The sequence below is a fragment of the Thiocapsa bogorovii genome, from assembly GCF_021228795.1.
GTDB classification, from domain to species: domain Bacteria; phylum Pseudomonadota; class Gammaproteobacteria; order Chromatiales; family Chromatiaceae; genus Thiocapsa; species Thiocapsa bogorovii.
Genome location: NZ_CP089309.1, coordinates 4,846,115 through 4,871,320, shown reverse-complemented (window position 1 = coordinate 4,871,320; position 25,206 = coordinate 4,846,115). Strand labels below are relative to the sequence as shown.

Here is a 25,206-nt window from a genome sequence, read left to right as displayed (position 1 = left end):
GAGCAAAGTCCGTTGCAAAGTCCTTGCTCTCGACCATGATGGGCGCTGGCATTTGGGCTCCATCGCTCGTGCTGGCGCCGACCAGGGAACGGCCCGCGAACCGATCTCGTCGCTCATGTCGAAGCTCACGGGGCCGAGATCCAGCGACCTGCTGGTCCCGAGTTAGCTCTCCGATACGGGCAGCGCGGTCTTGTAATGGCCCGCCACGGCGCGAGCCGCCGGGTATAGTCCCGGCGGATCACCCGAGAGCGAGGCTCGATCCGAATCGATGCTGTAACCGCTTCCGATGGTGATCCTGGTGCCGGGCTGCACATCGTCCGGGGAGGACAAGGTGACGGCCACCGGCAGACTCGCGCTCCAGGAGCCGGACCGATGATGTCTGGGGTTTAATCTGGAACGGTAGAGCCGCGGCGCCGAGCAGGCTGTCCGCCAGCGGGATCTTCTCGGGAAGGTTGGTGATGAATTCCCCTTGAGAAACCTGCGTGCGGCCGCGGAGCGCCCTTATGGAGTTTGTCCGGTCACAAGCCCACGAACCTGATCTGTCGTCGTGGGAGACGGTGCATCGAACGACAGCCCTAGCCTCCAGCGGTCTTTGCCGTCGAGCTTCTCCACCCAAACGACGGTCCCCACGGTTCGAACCGCCTCCTCGGGCGCTCTTCTGGACAAGCTCACAAGCAGTTGGGAGCCGAGCTGTACAAATTCAGGGCTGGAGACGCGCAAACCCGCTTCACTGATGTCTTCAGCGAACATTGGGCAACTACGGCTCATCAGGCCTTGAGGAATCGCCTCGGCGGCAACGGGCGCGTCGTAGGGCACTCGTCGGTGCTCTCGTCGATCGGTGTTCAAAGCCTGGCGTTGGCCTTGGGTTGAGAATGTCATGATCTGCCCTCTGGACCTCTCTTGGTCTGCTGCGACGACGGTTGGGACGGGTGGCGATCGGTTCAAAACCCCGCCTAGACAAGGCGCATCTGCCGAGCGCACGCATGCTGCCCTTGTTTTGATGCCAGTATCGTCAGCCCAGCACCCACAGCCCCTCTTAAGACCCCGGCGTTCGCTCGACAACCCCTTCGACGGGGCGTGATGCGGCTACTCTGATAGCGCTGCTGAAGGCTACTGCAGAAGATGCAACCTCAGCGTCACGCAAGCAGCGCAGGCGGCAGCAATACACGACCGCACGCAGCACGGCCTTCATCTTGGTCACCTTCGATAGACGCCCATAGGGCCTCCGTACCAATTCGTGATGCTACCGAAGCCGGTTATTTTTGGCCAGCAACTCAGTGAATTTGTCCACAGCTGGCGCTTGACAGTGCACCACAACCCCGGGCCCAGACGGTAATCAATCAGCATTCGATAAGATTCCGTAGTACCCGAAACTGTTGAAAAAAGTCGTCTGGTCAATCGCTGACCGATCTAACGCATGGCCGATGACACATGGCTCTAACATGCGCGAAAGCGCGTTATTCACCAGGTTATCCACAGATCATGTGGATTTCTTCGTTTTTGCTCGTGCCGGTAACAACTTGAGCTGGATCAAGTCGAATGCGCCTAAGAAAATTTAGACAAGTAGTTGTCTGATGCGGTGCAGCAATGCGCTGACACCAACCGGCGCTTGGTCGCGGACGTCGTTGCGATCGAGAAATGCGCCTCTCGAGCGATTCGGGAATAGGTCGAGCCACTTTCCGCCAGCCGGCGCTGCAAGGTGGGCTCGCTCATACCGACGACACCAGCGTCTCGGAGAACTCCGATAGAGTGGATCAAATGCTGGGCCCGTACGACGGGGATATTCAGGTCGCTGGCTCCATGATGGGCGCGGACGGGGTCACACCCCGTAAGTTGGCGTGAAATGGTCAGACGGAGGCAATGAAGCCTGGCAGCATCCCCGGAGAAATATGGCTATCACAGCGATGATTCCAAATTTCCATCCCAGCCCAGAGCGACAACGCCTGCACAGCGCAACACCCGGAGCTCAGGGCGGCTTTATTGATCCACGCGGTAACGGAACTCTCTCATGCGCGTAACTGTACCCTTCCATCGGACGTTAACCGCCATAGCGGTCCTCTGCCTGTCGGCGTCGCCGGCCGTCGCCCTCGCGGCGGGCAAGGTCGATCCCGACGACGGTGGCTGGCATTTCACTCTAACGCCTTATCTGTGGGTGCCGAATGTCAACGGCAGCATCGACGGACGTGTGCTGGGATCCGACCTCGGAGATTTGAGCGTCAGCACCGAGATCGGCCCGAACGACTATCTGCAAAACCTCAAGTTCGGGGCCATGGTCACCGGCGACGTACGCAAGGGAGACTGGGCGGCGTTCACCGACATCATCTATATCGACTTCGGCGATCAGCGCTCGAAGGTGCGCAACATTACCGGTCTCGAGGGGCAGGCATTGAGCAGCATCGATCGCAACGCCACGACCAGCCTCTCGGCAACCGTCTGGACACTGGCGGGCGCCCGTACCCTGGTGCGCAAGCCCGAAGGTCACCTCGATCTTTTGGCCGGGTTCCGCTACGTAGGGGTCGACACCGAGCTCAAGCTCGACGTCAGCGGGAGCCGTGGTTTTATCGACACCAGCACACGCAGTTCCCGCGACCTGACCGAGTGGGACGGCATCATCGGGGTCAAGGGACAGGTCCGGCTCGGTGAGGGCCGCTGGTACATGCCCTACTACCTGGACGTCGGCACCGGATCATCGAACTGGACCTGGCAGGCACTGCTGGGCGTGGGTTATGCCTTCGACTGGGGTGATATCAACCTCTCCATCCGCAACCTCTCCTACGATTTCAATGGCAAGAATGACGCGGATCTGCGTATGACCGGCCCGACGCTGGGGGCGACCTTCCGCTGGTAAGCGCACGATCCCGGTCCCGATTTCGATAGCGATTTGGAGACGGACGCCAAGAAGGCGCCGATCGCGCCATCCGCAATCCTTAAAACGCCCCCTAAACCCAATGATAAGAAGGAGAAGATGATGACCAACAGACGCAACCTGATCGCAACCGCGGCCCTACTCGGGCCGCTCGCGTGGGTGACTCGATCGGCCCAGGCCTCCGAGAAGGAGCCTCACGCGCCCAAGGCAAAGCACGACAAGGCCGATTTCCTGTTCGTGCAGAACGCCACCGGTGTGACCTACGCCGATGGCAAGCTGACGCTCGCGGGCGTGAACCCGGCGACCGTGATGTTCTCCGACCGTCCGGAGCGCATCGCCGGGCACATGACCACAGCCCGCTTCGTGCCGTTTTGGGGTGAGGGCAGCGACAGCTTCCTGAAGGACCCGCCGAACGCGACCCTGTCGTTTCTCGACGACAAGACGCTCGACGACGCGGTCGTCGAGCTGCGCGATCCTGTCTTGGCGGGCAACGACCTGAGCTATCAGGTCAAGATCCTGGAGGGCACTATCCCGGCCAGCGCCGGTGCCGCCTCCTTGTTCATCGACATCATCGGCATGCCGCTGACACCGATCTCCTACGCGGGCGTGCGTCGACGTGCCTGGCGGCGTGCGGTGATTTACTGAGACATCACCCGGTAAAGCCAGAACCAAGAAGAAGGATTCGAAGACTGACCTCGTTGTCGCTATCCTTGTCGTTGTCGAGTATCCGCGCGACAACGACATCGAAGGTTTTCCGCCTGTTTTTCAAGTTCTATCGCCAAGGTCCAGTGACGGTAGCCTCCGGAGACCGCGTTTTCGCTTCCCGTGCCGATTTCGGCCATGGATGGCCAATCACCGGCGTCCCCCTTTAAAGGTGCCGTGCCCAGACGTTCAGCAAGACCGCGAACGAGGACGACGTCGAACAGCGCATCCTCGACGTTATGGAGGTCTTGGGTCAGCTCGGAACCTACCGGCTCCAACAGCGCCGGTCTGGTCTGCTCGTTGATCTGCAGCCACGCCATGAGCCGTTCGCGATCGGCGCCGATGGACATGTCGATATCGAGCCGGGTGACTTCAGCGGCGCCCTGAGTGGATCGTAACGCCGAACGGCGAGGGTGCGGTGATCGATGTCGGCCTATGCAGCACGAAGATCCGCACCTTCGACGACGCGGTGATCTTTCGCCGTTGCGCCGTCGTCGAGGCCAACGGCCTGAGCATCGCCTTCCCGAGTCAGACGCTGTCTCTGCGTCAGAAGGGCGGGTAAGCGGAGGAGGTTGTCGCGTCCAATCCTAGCGCGTCCAATACCATCGCGGCGAATCATTAACCCGAATCTCAAGCACGCTGGAAGTAACAGAACGAAAAACATGCGAACCATTTTCCCTATCGTCATCGCCTGCACACTCTGGGCTGCCTGGCTGTCGAGCGCCTGTGCGCAAGAGGCCGACAGCGCGCTACCCGGATGGTTGGTCACCCCCCAGGCGCTGGAGTCGAAGATCGCCGAAGAGGAGGCGGCGACCGACAGAACCGAGGAGGCCAAGACCGAGCTGATCGAGCTGTACCGCAAGGCCCTGAGCAACCTACAAGCGGCGAAGGACAACGCGGCATCTGCGGCGACGTTTCGGCGTCGGGCGGAGCGCGCGCCGGCCGAGATCCAGGCCATCCGCGCGGCGCTGGCCCCGGATGCCCGAGCCGAGCCGATGGATGGCCTCGATACGTCTGAAGACAGCCCGCTGCCGGTGCTCGAGCAGCTGTTTCAGAAGGAGCAGGCGAATCTGACTGCGGCCGACGCGCGACGCGCTGACTTGGAGTCCCGTCTGGCAACCCTCGAGCAGCGCCCCGAGGCCATCGACCAGCGCCTCGCAGAGGCGACGCAACAACGCGAAGAGGCTTCGGCGCAGCTTCAGACACCGGCCGCGGACGATTCAAGCCCCACGTTTGCGCAAGCCCAAAAGTGGGTGCTGGAGACACGCTACATGGCGCTGAGCACCGAGACCACCATGCTCGAGCAGGAACTTTCGACCCTGCCGCTGCGGATGCAGTTGCTGGAGGCGAAATTCGATAAGGAAGGCGCCAACATCGACTGGATCGGCGAGCGCATGCGGGTTCTCGATGAGCTGATCGACCGCAAACGACGTCAGGCGGCGGAACAAGCAACGACAGAAGCCGAGCAGACCCAGCGCGAGCTCGCGGGAATGCACCCGGTGTTGGTCGAGTTGTCCGCGGAGAACGCGGCATTGTCCCGTGAAGTCAACGACATCACCCAGCAGCTTCAGGCGCAGGATCTGGTGCGGCAGGACCTCGAGCAGCTCGTCGAGCAGATTGCCGCCGATTACCAAGATGCCCGTGAGACGCTGGAGTCCGGTGAGATCAACGACGATCTCGGCAGGATCCTGCTGCAGCAGTTCGAGGCCCTGCCGGACCTGCGGGCCTTTGTTCAAAACGACGAACAGCGCAAGACGGAAATCGCCGACCTCAACGTGCGTCGGCTGAAACATCGCGCCGAGGCGCGGCGCATCGCGGATACGGAAGCGACTGTGGAGCGGCTCGCGCTGGCCCTGCAGGCCGACGCGCCGGTTTCGGCCGAGACCGAGTCTGGCCCCTGGACCGAGGCACAGCAGGTCAAGTTGCTGGAGCTGGTGCAGCAGCGCCAGGCACTCCTCGACAAGGCCTTGAAGACGGATCAAACCTACCTCGGCAAGCTGCGCGAGCTCGATCGGTCCGAGCAGGCGTTGCTCACAACCGCCGCCGAGTATGACGCCTACTTGGACGAGCAACTCCCCTGGTTGCGCAACGCGAAACCCATGCAAGTCGAGGACATCCTCGCGATGCCGGGCGAACTCAGCGCTCGGCTCACGGCAGCGGACCTGCCGAGCTTGCCGCGCCTGGTTGGCGAGCAGCTCTTGCGCAGTCCCGCCTTCTGGCTCGCCGTGATCGGCGCTGGCGTCCTACTATTGCGCCGCCGAGCGATCATCGCCGTCATCGAAGGGGTCGCGCCGCGCATCGGCAAACCCACCACCGACCGCATGAACTATACCGGCCGGGTCCTCGGCCTGACCCTGCTGCTCGCGGCACCGCTGCCCTTGCTGTTGGCGGCCGCGGGCTGGCAGCTTCAGACCGACAGCGGCGCAACGGAGCTGTCCCACGCCCTCGGCTATGCGCTGATGCGGGTCGCCCTGCATCTAGCCATTCTGCTCAGCTTCGGCGCCATTTGCCGACCGCGGGGGTTGGCGGCGGCACATTTTCGCTGGCCGGAGCGCAACCTGACGCTGTTGCGAACCCAGCTCAATGTGTTCATTTGGCCGTTCGTGACCGCCGTCTTCATCATCGATGTCGCGCTGGGTATCGACCAGGCACAGAGCGGCGGGACCTTGGCCGAGCTTGGTGTGCTGCTTGGCTACCTGCCGCTGTCCTGGTTCCTCTACCGGGTGTTCCATCCCCGGCATGGCGTGCTTACGCACTTGCGATCAGTCGGCGCCTATCCGATGGTTTTCCGTACGTACATCGTCTGGTACCCGCTGATCGTCGGCGCTCCCCTGGCCTTGATCGCCCTCGCGTGGACCGGTTACGTCTACACCGCCACGGCCTTTTCCTATCTGTTTCTGCTGACGCTCTGGTTCCTGCTTGCGCTGGTGCTGAGCAATGCGCTCGCCTTGCGTTGGCTCCAGGTCACCCGCCGGCGCCTCGCCTACGATGCCGCCATGGAACGCCGACGCGCGGAGCAAGCGGAAGCCGAAGAGCAGGAGGCACTCGGGGAGATGGGTGAGCTGCATTTCGAGGAGCAGGAGGTGGACATTACGGCCCTGAGCGACGAGGCGCGCGGGCTGATCCGTATCCTTATGGTCACCTCGGCGATCGTCGGCTTTTACCTGATCTGGTTCAGCGCCCTGCCGGCACTGCACATCTTCGACGACATCATCTTGTGGCATGGGACCGTGATCGTCGACGGCGTGGAGCAGCCGTTGCCCATCACGCTGGGAAACGTCGGTCAGGCGTTGCTGTACGCGATCGGCACCTGGGTGCTGGCGGATCGCCTCCCGGCACTGTTGGAGATCCTGCTGCTGCAGCGCTTCAAGATGACGGCGGCCGGCCGCTATACCCTGACCACGCTAACGACCTATGTCGTCGTCGCCGTGGGGTTGTTGCTGGTGCTCAGCACCCTTGGTGCGCGTTGGTCACAGGTGCAATGGTTGGCGGCGGCACTCAGCGTCGGTATCGGCTTCGGCCTGCAGGAGATCGTCGCAAACTTTATCAGCGGGCTGATCATCCTGTTCGAGCGGCCCATCCGCGTCGGCGACGCCGTCACCGTCGGCGACACCGATGGCGTGGTCACGAAGATCAAGATCCGCGCCACTACCATCCGCAACTGGGACGGCAAGGAATTGCTGGTCCCGAACAAGGAATTCATCACCGGGCGTCTGCTCAACTGGTCGCTATCAGACCAGACCACGCGGATTGTTCTCGCCATCGGTATCGCCTACGGATCGCCGGTACGCCAAGCCATGGATCTGTTGAAGGAGGCGGCGGACGAGAACCCCAACGTGCTCGATGAGCCTTCCCCGACGGTGATCTTCGAGACCTTCGGCGACAACGCACTCGGCCTGTTGCTGCGCTGTTTTGTGGATTCCATCGATCTGCGCATCAGCACCATCAGCGCGCTCAACGAGGCCATCAACGACAAGTTCAATGCCGCCGGCATCAGCATCGCCTTCCCGCAGCGCGACCTGCATCTTGACACCATCAAGCCGCTGCGGGTTCAGATCGAGCACACGGGTCCCAGCAGCGAATAGAACCGGTCTCAAGCGCCGTCATCGGCAGACCCATTTTCTTTCCCTCGACGGCAGCAACTGGCTACCCGCTCCGAACGGCCCGATGTCCAACAACACGCCCAAGCCCATTGCAAGCCGCGGCCCTCTTGGGTGCTCCACAGTCTTTGCGCCGCAGCCTTATTCGAAGACCCCGACCGCCCGCAAGGCCTCGCGTGCGAGAACCTTCGATGTGCCCGGGTTTCGTTGAAGATAAACGTCTGCTCGCCGCTAAGTGATGACATCACCGTCGTCCCTTCGACACCACTGCGGGTGAATACCTCGACGAGCGCTGCGTCGTCAGCGATCAGCTGCCGGATCTGGGATTATTCCCTCAGCGGCTGCTTCGCGTGTTCCGCCGAGTCTCGCGTCGCCGCGCGGACGTTACCCCAGTACGTCCTGGCCCCCCATGTAGGGCCGAAGTACCTCGGGAATGACAATGCGCCCGTCCGCCTTCTGAAAGTTCTCCAACACGGCGACCAGCGTGCGGCCGACCGCCAAGCCGGAGCCGTTGAGCGTGTGGAGCAGCTCGGGTTTGCCGGTCTCGGGATTGCGCCAGCGGGCTTGGAGTCGACGGGCCTGAAAGTCGCCGAAGTTGCTGCAGGAGGAAATCTCGCGATAGGTCTGCTGACCGGGCAGCCAGACCTCGAGATCGTAGGTCTTGCGCGAGGAAAAGCCGAGATCGCCGCAGCAGAGCGAGACCACGCGATAGGCGAGCCCGAGACGTTGCAGAATGGACTCGGCATGCCGGGTCAGGTCTTCCAGGGCCTGGAGCGACCCTTCGGGCCGCACGGCTTGGACCAGCTCGACCTTCTCGAACTGATGTTGGCGGATCATCCCGCGGGTGTCCTTGCCGTACGAGCCGGCCTCGCTACGGAAACAGGGGGTGTGCGCGACCCATTTACGCGGCAGCTCGCCCGCCTCGAGGATGAGATTGCGAACCAGATTGGTGACCGGCACCTCGGCGGTCGGGATCAGATAGAGATCGCGCTCGCCCGGGACCTTGAAGAGATCCTGCTCGAATTTGGGAAGCTGGCCGGTCCCGTAGAGGCTCTCGGCGTTCACCAGGTAGGGAACATAGACCTCGGTATAGCCGTGCTCTGCGGTGTGGGTGTCGAGCATGAACTGGATCAGCGCGCGATGCAGACGCGCGAGCGGACCGGACAAGACCACGAAGCGCGAGCCCGTCAGCTTCGCAGCGAGGTCGAAGTCCATCCATCCGTTGAAGGCACCGAGGTCGACATGATCACGCGGTTGGAAGCCGAAGCTCGGCGGCTCGCCCCAGCGACGCTCCTCGCGATTCTCGCGCTCGTCGCGCCCGTCCGGCACGCTGGCATCCGGCAGGTTGGGCAGTCCCAGTGCGATCTCCTCGACCGCGGCTTGGATCTCGTCGAGCCGCGCCTCCGAGACCTTCAGACGCTCGCCCAAGTCGGAGACCTCGGCCAGCAAGGGCCCGATGTCGGCGCCGGTCGCCTTGGCCTTCCCGATCGCCTTCGAGCGGGTGTTGCGCTCGTTTTGCAGCGACTGAACCTCGACTTGCAAGCCCTTGCGCTCGGCCTCCAACGACTCGATGCGCGCGGTATCCAGGACCAGACCGCGACGTAAAAGGTGCGCGGCAACCTCGTCCGGTTGGTTCCGCAGCAGGCGTGGATCTAACATTCGGATTCCTCGAATTCGACAGTAATCGGCCAGGATACGATATGACCCGGCCGAACGAAGCGCTCGACGCGCGTGATGGCGGACGCGGCCTTCTCGGGTCGATCGAAAAACTCCACCACCAAGGGCAGATCGAGCGAGAGATCGATCAGGGATGCAGCACCGTGCCGTTTCCCGGACGCCCCATAGCCCTCGATCCCGCGCATGACGGTGACCCCTCGAACGCCGAGATCGTCGTGCAGACAGGCAAGCAACGCCTTGAGCACGTGATCGGACTCGGACAGATAGATCCGAACCATGAGCGCTTCGACCCGACTCATAGCGACCTCCCGAGGATAACCCCGACCCAACAGACCAAAATACAGAGCCAAACGCTGACGACCATATTGAGAAAGGCCGTCAGCATGGCCCCGTCTTCCAATAGATTCAGCGTCTCGATCGAAAAGGTCGAAAACGTCGTAAAGGCGCCGAGAAAGCCGATCAGGATCGCTCCGCGCCATTCCGGCGCCCAACTCAAGCGCTCGATCAAGAGGACGAACAAGAGCCCCATCAGGAAGGAGCCGAGCAGATTGACCGCCAAGGTCCCCCAGGGAAAGCCCCGGCCGAACCACGCGTAAACGGCACTCGACATCCCGTAGCGCGCCAACGCGCCCAGTGCGCCGCCGGCGGCAATCGCAATGAGCTGAAGCATTCGCGATCTACTTCATAAGGCCCATGGTGAAATCACCGCTCAGATAGCCTTCCTCCAAGCGCGGCTCAGCACCCAACTCTCGGGCCAAGACGACAAGATCACGCGGCTGCTGATAGTTGTAGCTGCCCGGACCGTCCGTTCCCTTCAGCAGATTGAAGATAAAACCGCGGCGAGACGCCGCGAAGCAAGACCGGATAAAGGCCCAAGTCTCCTCCCGGGTAAGGTTGTTCATAGCGCCGCTGCACAGATAGTAGTCCGCATTCGGGAGTCGATCCTCCAGCACGTCGCAGACTCGGATCTCGCATCCCGTGCGACGGCGCGCGGCCTGAACCATCGGCTCCATCACGTCCAATCCGATATAGCGCCCGGGTAGGTTGTTGCATCGATCGAGGTAGCGATAGAAGTCGCCGAATCCGCAGCCGGCATCGACCAAGGTCAACCCCGAAAGGTCTTCAGGCAGGAGCTTGCGCAGCACCTTGAAACGCAGCTCTTGGCTCTGAGTCGATTGCCACTGCACGCCCTTGGCGGTCTCGCCATGCGAGGTGAGCGAGTCGAGATAGAAGCTGGTGTTGTCGAGTCTCGGCATCGGTGGAGGCGATTGGGGTGTCGATCGAGGAGATGGAAAGCAAAGGCGAAAAGACCGCGTGGTACGTTAAGTCGCGTCGGGTTCTGCGAGGAACACGACGCGCCGTCTTGACCGAAATGGTTCGCGGGCTCAACACACGACGGGTACGTCCCGGAATCGATGCGACGTCAAACCCTCGAGAGATTGTGGATGGCGGCCACGGCCGCTTTCCCTGCCGCGTCGATATCGGCCTCGCGTCCGGCCAAGGTCAGACGCCCGAAAGCGCCGACCGCACGCACGTCGATGAGCGTCACGTTCGATGCCTTCTCCGCCTCGTTCGCGGCATACACGACATAACCCGCGGGCTCGGTCTCCAGGAAGAACATGCTCTGGCCGGGCAGGATCATGGATCCGCGTCGATCCTGCCGATTGATCAGGACGGCGTGGTCCGGCGTGATCGAGCGGATCGTCTCCTTCCAGGCGATCCGGCAGGCCTTGCGGGCACCCTCGGTCGTGTCGAGCGCATTCAGTACCGCTCGACCGGCGTCCATGACGTCGCTTTGGTCGCGATGGTGGATGACCATGGACCCGAAGGCGCGCTCGACCACCTGCTGCCCGAGATGCACCCGCGTCGCCTTCAGCGCGATATCCGTTAGACGGTGCACGGCCATCCCCGGCGCGACCTCGATCCAGAGACAGGCATCGCCCGGCACCGGCAGGAAGCCTTGCGAGACGGTGCCGAGATACTCGGCGAGCTGCGGCTGAAGCGAATCGATGAAGACGTAGGTCCGAAGCTCGATCATTGGGTCTCTTCTGATGCTGTTGACCCGCGCCGACGCCGATGCGACCTGCGCGATGAAGTGGATGAATCCGAGGGGCTCGGCGCTGCCGCGGCGCAGGTCCGGCGCAATGCGCAACGATCACATGCGGGACGCGTCCGACAGACCTCTTTGCCCTGCGAAACGATGAGCGCATGGTACTCCTTGAGCATCGGCACGTCAGGGCCGAGTGCCTGCTCGAAGGCACGACGAATGACCTCGTAGGTCTCTCCGCCCGCGAGCAGACCCAGTCGTTCGAAGATCCGGCGCGTGTAAGCATCGACGACGAAGACGGGACGGTCGAAGGCGTAGAGGAGGATATCGTCTGCAGTCTCGGGGCCGATTCCTTTGATCGCCAGGAGCCGAGCGCGCAGCTCGGGCGTGGTCAGCGCATCCAGCCCGCGATGGCCGCCGGCCCGTAGATATTCCTCGCAAAAACCCCGCACACGCTGCGACTTGACGTTGAAATAGCCGGAGGGTCGAAGCGCATCGGCGAGCTCCGACGGGTCCAGAGCAAGGATGGACTCCGCGTCGAGCGGAATGCGAGTCTGCAGACGTTCCAACGCGCGTTCGACGTTCGTCCAGGCGGTATTCTGCGTCAAAATCGCCCCGATCATCACCTCGAAGGCGCTCTGCGCGGGCCACCAGTCCTGCTCGCCGAAGGCATCGAGCAGCATCCGATAGACGCGCCGCAACGGCTCGGCCTTCACTCAGGGGCTCTTGGTGACCACCACCACACCCTTCTCGGAGACGGCGAAGCGCTCTCGGTCGGTCTTCAGGTCGTGACCGATCTGCATCCGCGGCGGGATCTCCACGTCCTTCTCGACGATGCAGTTGCGCAGGTGCGCGCCCTCGCCGACCGTCACGCCGTTGAAGAGGATGGAGGCCTCCACGATAGCCCCGTCCTGGACCCGCACCTTTGGAAAAAGCACCGAGTGATTGACCCCGCCGCCGCTGATCACGGTGCCCGCGGCCAACATCGAGTTGACGAAGATGCCCTCGTTCCCGCTCGTCGCCCCCGGGACCGTGCGGGCCGGCGGATACTGACCCTGGTAGGTGTGGATGTTCCAGTCGGCCTGATAGAGATCCAGAGGCGGCTCGGCGCGCAAAAGAGCCATATTTGCTTGGTAGTAGGCATCGACCGATGCGAGGTCGCACCAGTAGCGATCAGGCGTCACGCGCCCGCGGTCTTGGCCGAAACGATAGGCGACGACGTGATGATCGCCGACGACGGGGTCGACGATATCCAGGGCCAAATCCCTATCGACGACCGCAACGTCAGTTCGCCGAGCCTGATCCAAACGCGCCATCTCGTCGAGCAGAAAACCACGGTCGAAGACATAGACACCCATGGTCTCCAAACGCTCGGAATCGTCCGGAATCGGCGCAGCGAGCGGATTGTCCAGCGGCGGCGGCGCCGGTGGACGAAAAGCGGCGATACGCTCGCCCTCGGCCAGCTCGACACTCGCCTGTGTCCCGGACCCGCGCCCGTTGACCGCGCGAACGGCGACCGTGATCTCGGCCTTGGACTCTGCATGGGCGCGCACCAGCTCGGCATAATCCATGCGATAGACGGCGCCTCCGTCCAAGACCAGGATCTGCCGTGCACGGCTGCGCTCGATCAGATAGCGATTCTGACGAATGGCATCGAACGGACCGGCGTACCACTCCTGACTCTCGCGCATCTGCGGCGGGACCGGGGTGATGAACTCGCGCAGCTCCGGATTGAAGATCGACCAGCCATCGCGCAGGTGTTTGTGCAGCGAGTGGCTCTTGTATTGGGTCAGCACCAGGACCTGTCGTAATCCGGAATGCAGACAGTTGGCCAAGGTGAAGTCGATGACACGGAACTTGCCCCCGAACGGCACCGCCGCTTTCGTACGGTGCTCCGTCAGCGGAGCGGGACCCGCACCGCGATCGATGGCAAGGACAAGAATAAGCGTCTCGGTAGGCATAGCGCAGCGGAAATCACCGACGGGACCCCTCGCCCCGCGGCACAGTCTAGCGGGGTTGCTGTCGGAAAGGCCAGCCGGGGGAACCAAAATCGGGCGAGCCGAGGTCGATGCGCGGACCGCCGACCTGCACGCGGGCAGGCCTGTCGGTCAAGCACTCCGGGGTTGATGGATGCGGTTGACGGGCGTCCATCACCCAGCCGCTACGGCTGCATCGATCACGCCCTTCATGTCCCGAACGGCTTGATCGAGGCCGGAGAAGATGGCGCGGGCGACGATGGCATGTCCGATATTGAGCTCGCGCACGCCGGGAATGGCCGCGATCGCCTTGACGTTGTGATAGTCAAGACCGTGCCCCGCGTTCACCTGCAAACCAAGCGAAAGCCCGAGATTCACTGCCCGCCGAATGCGAGCCAGCTCCTCGGCTCGCGCAGCAGCCGTCTCGGCGTCGGCATAATGCCCGGTGTGGATCTCGATCACGGGTGCGCCCACGGCATGCGCCGCCTCGATCTGGTCCGGATCGGCATCGATGAACAGCGAGACCCGAATCCCGGCCTCGGCCAAGCCTGTGCAGAAATCCCGAAGGTGCGGCCGATTCGCGTGCACGTCCAAGCCGCCTTCCGTGGTGAGCTCCTCGCGACGTTCCGGCACCAGACAACAATCGGCCGGTTTCAGCCGACAGGCGATATCACCCATCTCCCGTGTCGCCGCCATCTCCAGATTCATCCGGGTCTGCAGGATGCCGCACAGCAGCTCCACATCACGCTCCTGGATGTGGCGACGATCCTCGCGCAGATGCAGCGTAATCGAGTCGGCTCCCGCTTGCTCGGCAACCAGAGCGGCCTGAATCGGCTCCGGATAGCGGGTCCCGCGTGCCCGGCGGATGGTCGCGACATGGTCGATATTGACGCCGAGCAGGACCCCGGCAGCGTGTTGACTGGTCAAGATTCAAGACTCCGATTCGTGATTCGGGGACGCGTCGATTCGCGGGGCGTGCACAACGTCGGCCCCGGCATTCGGGACCGACGTGACGAGAAAGCGCCGAAACAGCTCGCGGCTCTTCAACTCGCGCCCCCCGAGGTGGGGCTCCAGAAGGCGTCGCAGAAGTGCCCGCGCCTCGCGCAGTTGATCCTGAGCCAACCGGTTGCCCTGCGCCAATGCAAGCAAGGTCGCGCCGGAAATGCGGCCGTCGCGACTCTCCGCTCCGACCCGCTGCATACCCTGTCCCGGGACGAGCACATAAGACCCGTCGGGCACGACAGGCCGATCGCAACCGGTCTCGACATCCAGAGCCAGCGCATAACCCAGCTCGTCAAGCAGACGGATCTCGAACTGACGGAGCAGGCTCTCGAGGTCGTCGCCACGCGCCAAGCCGGTCAGCGCTGCAGAATAAAAGGCGAACAGGGGATCGTGCGGATCATCGCGACCGAGCAGGCGGACCAACAACTCGTTGAGATAAAAGCCGCACAACAGGGGGCGCCCGAGCAGACCGATCGCCGGTCCGGCAGCCTCGACCCGGGTCAGGGTCAAGACCTCGCCGCGCCCGACAGCATCCAACCATAGGGGTTGAAACGGTTGAAGCAAGGCACTGGCCGGGCGGCGCGCGCGGCGGGCACCCTTGGCGATCGCCGGAAAGCGTCCTCGCCCGGCGGCGAAGATCTCAAGCAATAGACTGGTGTTGCCGTAATCGCGCCGATGCAGCACGAAGGCCTGAAACAAAGACCCGCGAGCGTTCACGGCACCGGCTCAACCGCCTCCGCGCCCGTCCGATGGCCCATCTCCGTAGCCGAGACGCCCCAAGGCCGCCTCGTCGCTCGACCAGCTCTTCTTCACCTTCACCCACACCTCCAGATGCACCGGGCAGCCGAACAGCTTCTGCATCTCCAGGCGCGCCTGCGTGGCGGCGGCCTTCAGCGCCTCGCCCTGCCGACCGATGATGATGGCCTTCTGGCTCTGGCGCTCGACCCAGATCAGGGCATTGATGCGGTAGCGCCCGCCGACCGCCTCGAAGCGCTCGATCTCCACGGTCGTGCGATACGGCAGCTCCTCGCCGTAACGCTGTACCAGTTGCTCGCGCACCAGCTCGGCGGCAAAGAAGCGCTCGGAGCGGTCTGTGATCTGATCCTCCGGGAAGGCCGGTTCACCCTCGGGCAAGCCGCGCAGCAGGGCAAGCTCGAGCACGTCGACCTGATCCCCGTTCGCCGCGGAGACCGGGATCAGGTCCAGGAAGGGGTGCCGCTGACCGAGGTCCTGCAGGTAGGGCAGCAGATCCTCTTTGCTCGCGACCCGATCGACCTTGTTGACGGCGGCGATCACGGGCACGCCGGCGGTCGCGATGGCTTCGAGTGCCGCAGCGTCCTCGTCTGTCCAGCGCAGCGCCTCCACCACGAAGAGCGCCAAATCGGTATCGCTGATCGCCGTGCGGGCCGCGCGGTTCAGATACCGGTTGAGTGCATTGGCCCCACGCTGATGGATGCCCGGGGTATCGACGAAGAGGATCTGACCCTCGGGGCGTGTCTTGATGCCGAGGATGGAGTGACGGGTGGTCTGGGCCTTGTGCGAGGTGATGGCGAGCTTTTGACCCATCAGGCGGTTGAGCAAGGTCGACTTGCCGACGTTGGGTCGCCCGATGATGGCCACGGTTCCGCAACGACCGACGATGATTTCAGACATTCTTCAGCTGCTCCAGCATGGCGTGTGCCGCCGCTTGCTCGGCGCCGCGTCGGGTGCCGCCCTCGGCGCGAGTACCGAGATCCGCGTCGGGGAGCACGCAACTGACGACGAAGGTTTGGGCATGTTGATCACCGCCGGTGGCCACGACCGTATATTCGGGAAGCGGCCGGCGCTGCGCCTGGAGCCATTCCTGGAGTTGGGTTTTGGGGTCCTTTCCGGCTTGAGACGCGCTGGTCTGCGACAAGCGCGTGGCAAAAAGACGCAAGACCAGATCGCGCGTGGACGTAAATCCCGCGTCCAGGTACACGGCCCCCCAGAGGGCCTCGAAGGCATCGGCCAAGATCGAGTCGCGGGCATGACCGCCGGTGCGCAGCTCACCGGCCCCGAGATTGAGGTAGCCGCCCAGATCGAGTCCGCGGGCCAGGTCAGCCAGGGTCTCACGCTTGACCAACGACGCACGCATGCGGCTCAGGGTCCCCTCGTCCGCCTCGGGAAAGCGCGTCCAGAGCGCTTCGGCGATCACGAAACCGATCAAGGCATCGCCGAGAAACTCCAAGCGCTCGTTGTTGGCGGATCCTGCGCTGCGGTGGGTCAACGCCTGAAGGAGAAGCTCCTCGCGCACGAACTTGTGTCCGATGAGCCGAGCAAGCCTGAGTGGATCGGCGTTCACGGATCGACCTTCACACGATCGTCCCTCATTGGCCCTTGACCTCGACCTGATAGGCGAAGGTCAAAACCGAGTCGACGTTGAAGAAGAGATGCTGACGCTGCTCGTAGTCCAGGTTCACCTGGTAGAGGTTCTCGCCGATACGCCGAATCTTGAAATCCTTGGTGTTCACCTGGCTCACGCTGTTGATGTCCAGCCGCTTGCCGATCTGATTGGCGATCTCGCGCGCGCCGCCGTTGATCGGCGCCGATTGCTCGGCGACGTTGTCCATCACCGATTTGATCGTCCAAAAACCCATGTATGCAGGGCCCAGCTTGAACGCAAGGGTCACGAAAAAAATGATCAGCGAGAGAATGACGAGGATCGACAAGATCCCCGCTCCGCGTTGACGGCCGTGCAGACGCGATCTCACAAGCACCTCCGCAGGAACCGAAGCCGGCGCTCCGGTCCCTTGTGATCCGATCAATCGATCCCGTTGCCGAGACGACCCCACGCAATCGGGGAACCGTCGCGACGCCCGTCCCAATGCATCCAGATACCGAATGCCTTGCCGACGAGGTTATCCTGGGGCACGAAGCCCCAGCACCGGCTGTCGTTGCTGTTGTCGCGGTTGTCGCCCATGACGAAATATTGACCTTCCGGAACCTTGATCGGGCCGTAGGCCAACACCCGACACCCCGGCGGTAGGTCCGGCGCGTTCTGTCGCGTCAAGATTCGATGCTCGACATCGCCGAGCTGCTCGAGCGCTTCGCGCGCGCCGGTCATTTCCGCCCCCGACCCGACACCCGTATAGCGACCGATCGGCAGCTGAGGGACCGGCTCGCCGTTGCGATAAATCGTTTTGTCTTGATACGCAATCTCGTCGCCCGGAACACCGATCACACGCTTGATGTAGTCGACCGAGGGGTCCTGCGGGAATTTGAACACCACCACGTCGCCGACCTGAGGGTCGCCGATCTCGAGGAATCGGGAGTTGAGCACCGGCCACCGCAACCCGTACGCGAATTTGTTGACCAGGATGAAATCGCCGGTCAGCAGCGTCGGCATCATGGAGTTCGAGGGGATCCGAAACGGCTCCACCAAAAAGGAGCGCAGCACCAAAACGGCGAAGATGACCGGAAAGAAGGAGCGCGCATACTCGACCAGAACCGGCTCTTTGTAAGCAGGCTTCGTTCCGTCTGAGAGCGCCCCGCCGCCGACCGCAGCCTGGGCCAATCGACGCCGACGCGGGGCGAACATCACCGCATCGACCAGCCAAATCCCGCCGGTCACGACGGACGCCAACACCAAAAAGGCAGGAAAATCGAAATTCATGGGTAGGTTTATGAAGTCTCTCGGTGATTCATGGATGAGGCTGTGATCGGTGATTGGGTATCGGTTCTTCGTTCTCAGCTCTCAGAGCCGTAAGCATATCGCATTCGCCAACAACAACGACCGACGATCCTACGCCTTAAAAACCTCTAATTTCTTGAACCGCGTTGACTTAAACGTTCATTGGCCTGGCAAGGCCAATCAAACGCAAAACAACGCCGATCGCTCCGGACGCGGTTCAATCTTCAATTATCTTTGCCGACTTGAAGCACCGCAAGAAACGCCTCCTGCGGGATTTCGACACGTCCCACCTGCTTCATGCGCTTCTTGCCGGCCTTTTGCTTTTCCAACAGCTTGCGCTTGCGGCTCACATCTCCGCCGTAACATTTGGCCGTGACGTTCTTGCGCAGCGGCTTGACCGTGGTTCGGGCAATCACCTTGGTGCCGATGGCGGCCTGAATCGCCACCTCGAACATCTGCCGCGGGATCAAATCCTTCATGCGCACGGTGATGTCGTGACCGCGGTTTTGCGAAAGTGCGCGGTGCACGATCGATGAGAGCGAGTCCACCTTGTCGCCGTTGATCAACACATCCAGCTTGACCAGGTCGGCGGCCTGAAAGCGCTTGAACTCGTACTCGAATGACGCGTAGCCGCGACTGACCGATTTCAAACGGTCGAAGAAATCCAGCACCACCTCGCTCAACGGCAGCTCGTAGCTGACCTGGACCTGACCGCCGAGATATTGGAGCTGCTTTTGGACACCGCGCTTTTCGATACAGAGATTGATTACCGAGCCCAGATAATCCTGCGGCACCAGGATGTGCGCCTCGATGATGGGCTCGCGGACCTCGCGGATCTGACCGGTGTCCGGCAGGTTAGCGGGATTGTCGATCTTGATGACTTCGCCGTCCGATCGCAGGACCTCGTAGACCACGGTCGGCGCGGTCGTGATCAAATCCAGATTGTATTCGCGCTCGAGCCGCTCCTGGATGATCTCCATGTGGAGCATCCCGAGGAAGCCGCAGCGAAAGCCGAAACCCAGCGCCTGCGACACCTCGGGCTCGTAGTTCAGCGCCGCGTCGTTGAGCCGCAGCTTGCCCAGGGCCTCGCGCAGGTCCTCGTAGTCATCGGAAATCACGGTGTAGAGCCCGGCGAAAACGCGCGGGCGCACCTCTTTGAAGCCCGGCAGCTTGGGGGCCGGGGCGTCGGGACGGGTGATGGTGTCGCCGACGGGTGCGCCATCGATCTCCTTGATGCCCGCGATCATGTACCCGACCTCGCCGGCGCCCAGACGATCGCGCTCGGTCTTCTTCGGGGTGAAGACGCCGACCGCATCCACCTGTTGCGTACGCCCGGTGGACATGATCAGGATCTTGTCGCGGCGGCGCATCTCGCCGTTCATCACGCGCACCAGAGAGACCACGCCCACATAGGGGTCGAACCAGGAATCGATGATCAGCGCCTGTAGCGGAGCGTTGACGTCTCCGCGCGGCGGCGGGATGCGCTGGACCAGGGCCTCGAGCAGCTCCGGAATCCCCGCGCCGGTCTTGGCGCTGACCCGTAGCGCATCCTCGGCATCGAGACCGATGATCTCCTCGATCTCCTTGATGACACGCTCGGGCTCGGCCGACGGCAGATCGATCTTGTTGAGCACGGGCAGGACCTCGAGACCCTGCTCGATGGCCGTGTAGCAATTGGCGACGCTCTGCGCCTCCACGCCTTGGGCCGCATCCACGACCAGCAGTGCGCCTTCGCAGGCGGCCAGCGAGCGCGACACTTCGTAGGAGAAGTCGACATGCCCCGGCGTATCGATGAAGTTCAGCTGATAGATCTCGCCGTTGCGCGCCTTGAAGTCGAGCGTGACGCTCTGGGCCTTGATCGTAATCCCCCGCTCGCGCTCCAGATCCATCGAATCGAGCACCTGGCTCGACATCTCGCGATCGGTCAAGGCGCCGCTGTGTTGGATAAAGCGGTCGGCGATGGTCGACTTGCCGTGATCGATATGGGCGATGATCGAAAAATTTCGGATATGACTGAGGTCTGTCATGAAGCTGGAGGTCGCCCGGGGATAGGGTGAAGAGCGCGCGGCAGGCGTACACGCAAGCCGTTTAGGTCGGCCGGGCGCGCGAGCGGGTGTCTGAAATGAGGGCGAATCATAGCAGACACGGGCGCGATGGGCATGTGCTGCGAAACACCCGTCCCGGGATCGTCGACCAGCAATCGACCCGCCGGCCGCTAGGCCGGCGAAAGAGGTCGACTGCAAGTCGACGATCCCGGGGGAGTCGGGCTTAAACCGCGCCCGGCGCGGTATGCGTAGTCTGTTGAATCGGCTTGGCCGCGCCGGCTCCGATCATTGTCGGAGCTGGCGCGGTTTAAGAGATTAAAAATTTCCAATTCTAAACCGCGTCTCCGCTAAGAGCCGTAGGTGCACCCGACGTCGAGCTCACGCGAACGTGAGCCTACCGCTCTGGACGCGGTTTAGAGCGCCAGCTCGAGCACCTGTCGCGAGCGGGCGAGATCGACATCCTGCCGCTCGCCCAGCGCCGTCATGCCGTGACGCTTGAGCTGATCGACCAGCGGCGCGATCGCGTCGGCGCCGATCCCGTAACCCGAGAGCCGTGTCGGGACCTGGAGCGATTCGAAGAAGTCGCGGGTGCGCTCGATCGCCGCATCGATGCGCGCGTCTTCATCGCCCTCGCGCAGACCCCAGACCCGTTCGGCGTATTGCAGGAGCTTCCCGCGCTTGTCGAACCGTCTGACCTGCAACATTGCCGGCAAGACGACGGCCAGGGTCTGGGCATGATCCAGCCCGTGCAGCGCCGTGATCTCGTGTCCGACCATGTGGGTCGCCCAGTCCTGCGGCACGCCGGCGCCGATGAGACCGTTCAGCGCCAGGGTCGCCGTCCACATGAGGTTGGCGCGCACCGCGTAGTTCTCGGGCTCGGCCAGCGCCTTCGGGCCTTCCTCGATGAGGGTCAGCAGCAGTCCTTCGGCGAAACGGTCCTGCACCTTGGCATCGGCCGGATAGGTTAGATACTGCTCGGCGATGTGCACGAAGGCATCGACCACGCCGTTGGCGACCTGACGCGGCGGAAGCGTATAGGTCTTGGTCGGATCCAGCACCGAGAAGCGCGGAAAGACCAGCGGATTGATAAAGGCCAGCTTGTCGTGCGTCGCTCGCCGCGTGATGACGGAGCCCGCGTTCATCTCGGACCCGGTCGCCGGCAGCGTCAGCACGCTGCCGAAGGGAACCGCGCTCTTGAACGGTGCCTGCTTGGCCAGGATGTCCCAAGGCTCGCCCTCGAACGGGATGGCCGCGGCGATGAACTTGGTCCCGTCGATCACCGAACCGCCGCCGACGGCGAGCAGAAAGTCGACCTTCTCGCGGCGCGCGAGCTCGACCGCCTGCATCAGCGTCTCGTAGGTCGGATTCGGCTCGATGCCGCCGAACTCTAGAAAGGCGATGTCTCCGAGCGCCGCCTTGACCTCGGCCAAGGTGCCTGTCTTCACGACGCTGCCCCCGCCGTAGGTGATCAACACCTTGGAGCCGCTCGGAATCTCAGGGCCGATCGCCGCGATCTGACCCTCGCCGAAGAGGATTCGGGTGGGATTGTGGAAAACAAAGTTTTGCATTCTTAGGCTCCGTTGTGGCGCGTGCCCGTTGCTCAGGCCAGCCGGCCGGCACTGTAGTCACGCACCGCTTGTTGAATCTCTTGCATGGTGTTCATGACGAAGGGCCCATGCTGGGCGATCGGCTCGCGCAGCGGATGCCCCGCAATTAGGAGAGCCCGTGCCTCGTCCGCCGTCTCCAGAACCACGCCGTCGGCGTCCGCATCGTTGGCAAGGATGGCCATCCGCCGCGACGGGACCGCCTGACCGGCGACGTCGACCGCTCCCCGATACACGTAGATGAAGGCATTCTGCTCGATCGGAAGCGCCTGCTCGAAGCGGGTTCCCGCCGGCAGATGCAGATCCAGGAAGAGCGGCGCCGTCGTCTCGCGCGTCACGGCGCCTGTCACGCCGTGGGTCGCCCCGGCGATGACTGTGACCGCCACGCCCGCATCGGTCTGGAAGCGCGGCAGCTCGCTCGCGGTGAAGTTACGATACCAGGGCGGAATCATCTTCTCGCGGGCCGGCAGATTGAGCCACAGCTGGAAGCCTTCCATCCGCCCTTGCGCCTGCTGCGGGATCTCGGAATGGACCAGACCGCTGCCCGCGGTCATCCACTGAACGCCGCCGGTCTCGATCAGACCCTCGTGCCCGACACTGTCGCGATGCAGCATGCGCCCGGCGATCATATAGGTGACCGTCTCGAATCCGCGGTGCGGGTGATCCGGAAAACCCGCGATATAGTCGTCCGGATCATCGCTGCCGAAGGCATCGAGCATCAGGAAAGGATCCAGCCGCTGCTGCAAGGGCTGGGTCAGCACTCGAATCAGGTTCACGCCGGCACCGTCGGTGGTCGCCTGGCCGGCGACCAGTCGCTCGATCGGACGAGACTGCCGGACCGGCTCGGTTTGAAAGAGCATCTCTGTCATCTGAATCGCTCCTGGATTGAGGGTGCAAGCCCGTAACACCGTGCGACGACCTCACCGCACATCGGTGCGGTTCGTACCTCACCGCACCCTACTCGCCCACCCTAGCCCGTAGGGTGTGGTGAGGTACGAACCGCACCCGACATGCCTTTGTCTCACGCAAAGGCCGCCTCGAGATCGGCCTCGGCCTCGGCAAAACCCCGCTCGGCCGACTCGGGACCCATGTTGAGTCCTTCGGCGTAGATGAAGCGCACGTCGGTCATCCCGAGGAACCCCAGCATCGTCTTCAGATAGGGCACCTGACTGTCTGCCGGGGTATCGCGATACCGACCTCCGCGCGCCAGCGCCACATAGACGCGCCGACCCGCGAGGAGACCGACCGGCCCCTGTTCCGTATAGCGGAAGGTCACGCCGACGCGAGCGATGGCGTCGATCCAGTTCTTCAATTGCGCCGGCACGCCGAAGTTGTACATGGGCACGCCGAGCACGATCACGTCGGCGGCCTTTACCTCGGCGATGAGGGCGTCGTCGAGCGCCACGCGGGCGGCCTGCTCGGGCGTGCGCTGCTCGGGCCGTGTCGAGAGTGCGACGAGCGCGGTCTCGTCCAGAATCGGATGGGCTTGGCTGGCCAGATCGCGGACCCGCACGCGCGCCGTCGGGTTCTCGGCACGCAGACGCTCGACGACCGCATCGGCGATTCGGGTGGAGTTGGCGCCTTCGCGGCGGGCACTGGCGTTGATCTGAAGGATGTTCATGGTGTGGCTCTCGGCATCGGGTTTCTTCTGGTACCCAAGATATTGATGCCGAGTCGGTGAGAGTAGAGGCCGAATCGGATAACATTGTCCCGCCCATGGAACAATTTGAGCCCAACGACCTCTTGATCTTCGCCCGGGTCGCCGAGTCCGGCAGCTTCAGCCGTGCCGCCGAGCGCATCGGCCTGCCGAAATCGACGGTCTCGCGGCGCATCTCCGCGCTCGAAGACCGGCTCGGTGAACGCTTGATGCTGCGCACGACGCGGCGTCTCACCCTAACCGAGCTCGGCGAGCATCTGCTCACGCACGCCCGCCAGATCGCCGACGAGGTCGACGCGGTGCGAACGCTCGCGGAGCATCGCCAAGCCCGCCCTACCGGACGGCTGCGCGTCTCGATGCCGGGCGATTTCGCCACCCTGCTACTGAGCGAGATGTTGGCGAACTTCATCGCACGCCACCCGGCGGTGACACTGGAGCTGGATTTGTCGCCACGGCGCGTGGACATACTCGGGGAGGGATTCGACATCGCGGTGCGCACCGGCGCACTGCCGGACGATGCGCTGCTGGCCGCGCGCCGTCTCGCGGTCTTCCCGATCGGTCTCTATGCGTCCCGGCCTTACCTGGCCGAGCACGGCGACCCAACGCACCCGGACGATCTGCTCCGACACCGGACCTTGTGCCTCGTCGGACGCGACGGGGAAACCACGCCTTGGGCCCTGACCGCGGGGACGGCACACTGGGAGGGCCTGCCCGAGGGCCGCACCGCCGCGAACTCGCCCGACATCCTGATCCGCTTGGCCGGCACCGGGGTCGGCATTGCCGCCGTCCCGGACTGCTACGCCGCACGCGATGTCGTGCAAGGACGCCTACGTCGCGTGCTTGCGTCGTGGTCACTCCCGGCTCAAACGGCCTGGGCGGTGTTTCCCGGTCGCCGGCTGATGCCGGCGAAGACGCGTACCTTCATCGACATGCTCGAAGCGACGCTGGGCTGTGCGCCGGGAAATCGTCCGCCCGGATCTGAACCGCATCCGGAGCGAGACGCGTCGTTTTCGGGGTGACTGTTGCGGATCATCCGTCCGCGTTGATCGGCCGGGTTTGACCCGCCGAATCGGGGTCCGGATACTTCGCAGACGCCTCTTCAGCGGATCGCTGCACGGTGGTCCGATCACCTTCTCGCATCACCCGCGACCATGGCCGCTCGAAAAAAACGTTCTCGTAAAACGCTGTTGCGCCGGATAGCGCTCTCGCTCGCAGGGATGATGGCGCTGTCGGTCTTGCTGGTCCTGATCCTGCGCTGGGTTGACCCGCCAACGACCGCCTTCATGCTTCAACGCTGGATCGCCGCGCAATCCGAACCCGGCGAGCCCCCCTATGTCTATCACGAGTGGGTCGACTGGGATGTCATCCCCGGCGCAGTCAAGCTCGCCGTCATCGCTTCCGAGGACCAACGCTTCCCCGGCCACCGCGGCTTCGACACCATCGAGATCGAACGCGCTTGGCAACGGTTTCGCGAAGGCGAGCGACTGCGCGGGGCGAGCACCATCAGCCAGCAGACGGCCAAGAATCTCTTCCTCTGGTCCGGCCGGGACCCGATTCGCAAAGGGCTTGAGGTCTGGTTTACCCTCCTGATCGAGACCCTTTGGCCCAAGGAGCGGATCCTCGAGGTCTATCTCAACATCGCCCAGCTCAGCCCGGACACCTTTGGCGTCGGGGCCGCGAGCTGGCGCTATTTCGATCGCCCGGTGATGGCGCTGAGCACGTCGGATGCAGCCCTGATCGCGGCCGTGCTGCCGAATCCCAACATCTACCGACTCGAAACACCCTCGGCGACCGTCCAGCGACGCGCCACCCGGATCCGCCGTCAGATGGCGCAGCTCGGCGGCGTGTCCTATCTCGACAAGCTCTGATCGCGCCGAC

The 25,206-nt window shown here is 63.3% G+C and carries 25 protein-coding genes; 6 read left to right on the top strand and 19 right to left on the bottom strand.

What is annotated here, in order from left to right:
- Positions 1–501 precede the first annotated feature (501 nt).
- Positions 502–879, bottom strand: a complete 378-nt coding sequence (locus LT988_RS25640; RefSeq protein WP_408648022.1) for a PilZ domain-containing protein — start codon at positions 877–879, stop codon at positions 502–504.
- Between the two features lie 1,129 nt (positions 880–2,008).
- Between LT988_RS25640 and LT988_RS21670 the strand changes: the two genes are divergently transcribed.
- The gene (locus LT988_RS21670; RefSeq protein ID WP_232407556.1) at positions 2,009–2,848 is read left to right on the top strand and encodes a hypothetical protein; all 840 of its coding nucleotides are present in this window, start codon (positions 2,009–2,011) and stop codon (positions 2,846–2,848) included.
- Positions 2,849–2,965: 117 nt separating this feature from the next.
- On the top strand, positions 2,966–3,511 hold the full coding sequence (locus LT988_RS21665) for a hypothetical protein (protein ID WP_232407555.1): 546 nt from the start codon (positions 2,966–2,968) through the stop codon (positions 3,509–3,511).
- Between the two features lie 59 nt (positions 3,512–3,570).
- Here LT988_RS21665 and LT988_RS21660 read toward each other — a convergent pair whose 3' ends face one another.
- Positions 3,571–3,918, bottom strand: a complete 348-nt coding sequence (locus tag LT988_RS21660; protein WP_232407554.1) for a hypothetical protein — start codon at positions 3,916–3,918, stop codon at positions 3,571–3,573.
- A 41-nt stretch (positions 3,919–3,959) separates the two neighbouring features.
- Between LT988_RS21660 and LT988_RS21655 the strand changes: the two genes are divergently transcribed.
- Both LT988_RS21655 and LT988_RS21650 read left to right on the top strand, forming a co-directional pair.
- Entirely contained in the window at positions 3,960–4,130 is a 171-nt protein-coding gene (locus LT988_RS21655) for a hypothetical protein (protein ID WP_269752155.1), read from the top strand.
- A 100-nt stretch (positions 4,131–4,230) separates the two neighbouring features.
- Positions 4,231–7,653: a mechanosensitive ion channel domain-containing protein gene (locus LT988_RS21650; RefSeq protein WP_232407552.1), complete on the top strand. Its 3,423-nt coding sequence runs from the start codon at positions 4,231–4,233 to the stop codon at positions 7,651–7,653.
- A gap of 399 nt (positions 7,654–8,052) precedes the next feature.
- On the opposite strand, the gene serS is transcribed toward LT988_RS21650, so the two are convergent.
- The 17 genes from serS to LT988_RS21565 all read right to left on the bottom strand — a co-directional run bounded on the left by serS (position 8,053) and on the right by LT988_RS21565 (position 23,292).
- Complete coding sequence (serS, locus tag LT988_RS21645; RefSeq protein ID WP_232407551.1) at positions 8,053–9,327, bottom strand: serine--tRNA ligase; 1,275 nt, start codon at positions 9,325–9,327, stop codon at positions 8,053–8,055.
- The gene (locus tag LT988_RS21640) at positions 9,321–9,644 is read right to left on the bottom strand and encodes a DUF190 domain-containing protein (protein ID WP_232407550.1); all 324 of its coding nucleotides are present in this window, start codon (positions 9,642–9,644) and stop codon (positions 9,321–9,323) included. Before LT988_RS21640 ends, serS begins: the two co-directional genes overlap by 7 nt.
- The gene (gene crcB, locus LT988_RS21635) at positions 9,641–10,015 is read right to left on the bottom strand and encodes a fluoride efflux transporter CrcB (protein WP_232407549.1); all 375 of its coding nucleotides are present in this window, start codon (positions 10,013–10,015) and stop codon (positions 9,641–9,643) included. Before crcB ends, LT988_RS21640 begins: the two co-directional genes overlap by 4 nt.
- A gap of 7 nt (positions 10,016–10,022) precedes the next feature.
- Complete coding sequence (locus LT988_RS21630; protein ID WP_232407548.1) at positions 10,023–10,601, bottom strand: class I SAM-dependent methyltransferase; 579 nt, start codon at positions 10,599–10,601, stop codon at positions 10,023–10,025.
- Positions 10,602–10,768: 167 nt separating this feature from the next.
- A complete protein-coding gene (locus LT988_RS21625) occupies positions 10,769–11,383 on the bottom strand; it encodes a BMC domain-containing protein (protein WP_232407547.1) in 615 nt (204 codons plus the stop codon).
- Positions 11,380–12,108: an endonuclease III domain-containing protein gene (locus LT988_RS21620; protein ID WP_232407546.1), complete on the bottom strand. Its 729-nt coding sequence runs from the start codon at positions 12,106–12,108 to the stop codon at positions 11,380–11,382. The genes LT988_RS21625 and LT988_RS21620 overlap by 4 nt, the downstream gene beginning before the upstream one ends.
- Positions 12,109–13,353 carry a GlgC family sugar phosphate nucleotidyltransferase gene (locus tag LT988_RS21615; RefSeq protein WP_232407545.1) on the bottom strand — a complete coding sequence of 415 codons (1,245 nt, stop codon included), beginning with the start codon at positions 13,351–13,353 and terminating at the stop codon, positions 12,109–12,111. It lies immediately after the preceding gene.
- Positions 13,354–13,542: 189 nt separating this feature from the next.
- Positions 13,543–14,295 carry a pyridoxine 5'-phosphate synthase gene (gene pdxJ, locus LT988_RS21610; protein ID WP_232407544.1) on the bottom strand — a complete coding sequence of 251 codons (753 nt, stop codon included), beginning with the start codon at positions 14,293–14,295 and terminating at the stop codon, positions 13,543–13,545.
- Between the two features lie 3 nt (positions 14,296–14,298).
- Positions 14,299–15,087 carry a DNA repair protein RecO gene (gene recO, locus LT988_RS21605; protein ID WP_232407543.1) on the bottom strand — a complete coding sequence of 263 codons (789 nt, stop codon included), beginning with the start codon at positions 15,085–15,087 and terminating at the stop codon, positions 14,299–14,301.
- Between the two features lie 9 nt (positions 15,088–15,096).
- Positions 15,097–16,023, bottom strand: coding sequence for a GTPase Era (era, locus tag LT988_RS21600; protein WP_232407542.1), 927 nt, complete (start codon positions 16,021–16,023; stop codon positions 15,097–15,099).
- A complete protein-coding gene (rnc, locus tag LT988_RS21595; protein ID WP_232407541.1) occupies positions 16,016–16,693 on the bottom strand; it encodes a ribonuclease III in 678 nt (225 codons plus the stop codon). Before rnc ends, era begins: the two co-directional genes overlap by 8 nt.
- 25 nt (positions 16,694–16,718) lie before the next feature.
- Positions 16,719–17,060 (bottom strand): DUF4845 domain-containing protein, encoded by a 342-nt coding sequence (locus LT988_RS21590; protein WP_232407540.1) that lies wholly within the window; start codon positions 17,058–17,060, stop codon positions 16,719–16,721.
- A gap of 92 nt (positions 17,061–17,152) precedes the next feature.
- Complete coding sequence (gene lepB / locus LT988_RS21585; protein ID WP_232407539.1) at positions 17,153–18,004, bottom strand: signal peptidase I; 852 nt, start codon at positions 18,002–18,004, stop codon at positions 17,153–17,155.
- Between the two features lie 242 nt (positions 18,005–18,246).
- Positions 18,247–20,049, bottom strand: coding sequence for a translation elongation factor 4 (gene lepA / locus LT988_RS21580; protein WP_232407538.1), 1,803 nt, complete (start codon positions 20,047–20,049; stop codon positions 18,247–18,249).
- Between the two features lie 431 nt (positions 20,050–20,480).
- Positions 20,481–21,635 (bottom strand): iron-containing alcohol dehydrogenase, encoded by a 1,155-nt coding sequence (locus LT988_RS21575; protein ID WP_232407537.1) that lies wholly within the window; start codon positions 21,633–21,635, stop codon positions 20,481–20,483.
- A 32-nt stretch (positions 21,636–21,667) separates the two neighbouring features.
- Entirely contained in the window at positions 21,668–22,540 is an 873-nt protein-coding gene (locus tag LT988_RS21570) for a pirin family protein (RefSeq protein WP_232407536.1), read from the bottom strand.
- A 152-nt stretch (positions 22,541–22,692) separates the two neighbouring features.
- On the bottom strand, positions 22,693–23,292 hold the full coding sequence (locus tag LT988_RS21565) for an FMN-dependent NADH-azoreductase (protein WP_232407535.1): 600 nt from the start codon (positions 23,290–23,292) through the stop codon (positions 22,693–22,695).
- A 95-nt stretch (positions 23,293–23,387) separates the two neighbouring features.
- Between LT988_RS21565 and LT988_RS21560 the strand changes: the two genes are divergently transcribed.
- A complete protein-coding gene (locus LT988_RS21560; protein WP_232407534.1) occupies positions 23,388–24,347 on the top strand; it encodes a LysR family transcriptional regulator in 960 nt (319 codons plus the stop codon).
- Between the two features lie 198 nt (positions 24,348–24,545).
- Positions 24,546–25,196: a monofunctional biosynthetic peptidoglycan transglycosylase gene (gene mtgA / locus LT988_RS21555; RefSeq protein ID WP_332460499.1), complete on the top strand. Its 651-nt coding sequence runs from the start codon at positions 24,546–24,548 to the stop codon at positions 25,194–25,196.
- The last annotated feature ends 10 nt before the right edge of the window (positions 25,197–25,206 follow it).

Excerpts from the sequence above, each read along its gene's own strand:
- lepA (WP_232407538.1), bottom strand. The coding sequence starts at position 20,049 with ATGACAGACCTCAGTCATATCCGAAATTTTTCGATCATCGCCCATATC.
- crcB (WP_232407549.1), bottom strand. The coding sequence starts at position 10,015 with ATGCTTCAGCTCATTGCGATTGCCGCCGGCGGCGCACTGGGCGCGTTG.
- LT988_RS21660 (WP_232407554.1), bottom strand. The coding sequence starts at position 3,918 with ATGTCCATCGGCGCCGATCGCGAACGGCTCATGGCGTGGCTGCAGATC.
- serS (WP_232407551.1), bottom strand. The coding sequence starts at position 9,327 with ATGTTAGATCCACGCCTGCTGCGGAACCAACCGGACGAGGTTGCCGCG.
- LT988_RS21570 (WP_232407536.1), bottom strand. The coding sequence starts at position 22,540 with ATGACAGAGATGCTCTTTCAAACCGAGCCGGTCCGGCAGTCTCGTCCG.
- mtgA (WP_332460499.1), top strand. The coding sequence starts at position 24,546 with ATGATGGCGCTGTCGGTCTTGCTGGTCCTGATCCTGCGCTGGGTTGAC.
- LT988_RS21670 (WP_232407556.1), top strand. The coding sequence starts at position 2,009 with ATGCGCGTAACTGTACCCTTCCATCGGACGTTAACCGCCATAGCGGTC.
- LT988_RS21575 (WP_232407537.1), bottom strand. The coding sequence starts at position 21,635 with ATGCAAAACTTTGTTTTCCACAATCCCACCCGAATCCTCTTCGGCGAG.
- LT988_RS21560 (WP_232407534.1), top strand. The coding sequence starts at position 23,388 with ATGGAACAATTTGAGCCCAACGACCTCTTGATCTTCGCCCGGGTCGCC.
- LT988_RS21650 (WP_232407552.1), top strand. The coding sequence starts at position 4,231 with ATGCGAACCATTTTCCCTATCGTCATCGCCTGCACACTCTGGGCTGCC.
- LT988_RS21565 (WP_232407535.1), bottom strand. The coding sequence starts at position 23,292 with ATGAACATCCTTCAGATCAACGCCAGTGCCCGCCGCGAAGGCGCCAAC.
- LT988_RS21615 (WP_232407545.1), bottom strand. The coding sequence starts at position 13,353 with ATGCCTACCGAGACGCTTATTCTTGTCCTTGCCATCGATCGCGGTGCG.
- lepB (WP_232407539.1), bottom strand. The coding sequence starts at position 18,004 with ATGAATTTCGATTTTCCTGCCTTTTTGGTGTTGGCGTCCGTCGTGACC.
- LT988_RS21625 (WP_232407547.1), bottom strand. The coding sequence starts at position 11,383 with ATGATCGAGCTTCGGACCTACGTCTTCATCGATTCGCTTCAGCCGCAG.
- LT988_RS21630 (WP_232407548.1), bottom strand. The coding sequence starts at position 10,601 with ATGCCGAGACTCGACAACACCAGCTTCTATCTCGACTCGCTCACCTCG.
- LT988_RS25640 (WP_408648022.1), bottom strand. The coding sequence starts at position 879 with ATGACATTCTCAACCCAAGGCCAACGCCAGGCTTTGAACACCGATCGA.
- LT988_RS21665 (WP_232407555.1), top strand. The coding sequence starts at position 2,966 with ATGATGACCAACAGACGCAACCTGATCGCAACCGCGGCCCTACTCGGG.
- era (WP_232407542.1), bottom strand. The coding sequence starts at position 16,023 with ATGTCTGAAATCATCGTCGGTCGTTGCGGAACCGTGGCCATCATCGGG.
- LT988_RS21640 (WP_232407550.1), bottom strand. The coding sequence starts at position 9,644 with ATGAGTCGGGTCGAAGCGCTCATGGTTCGGATCTATCTGTCCGAGTCC.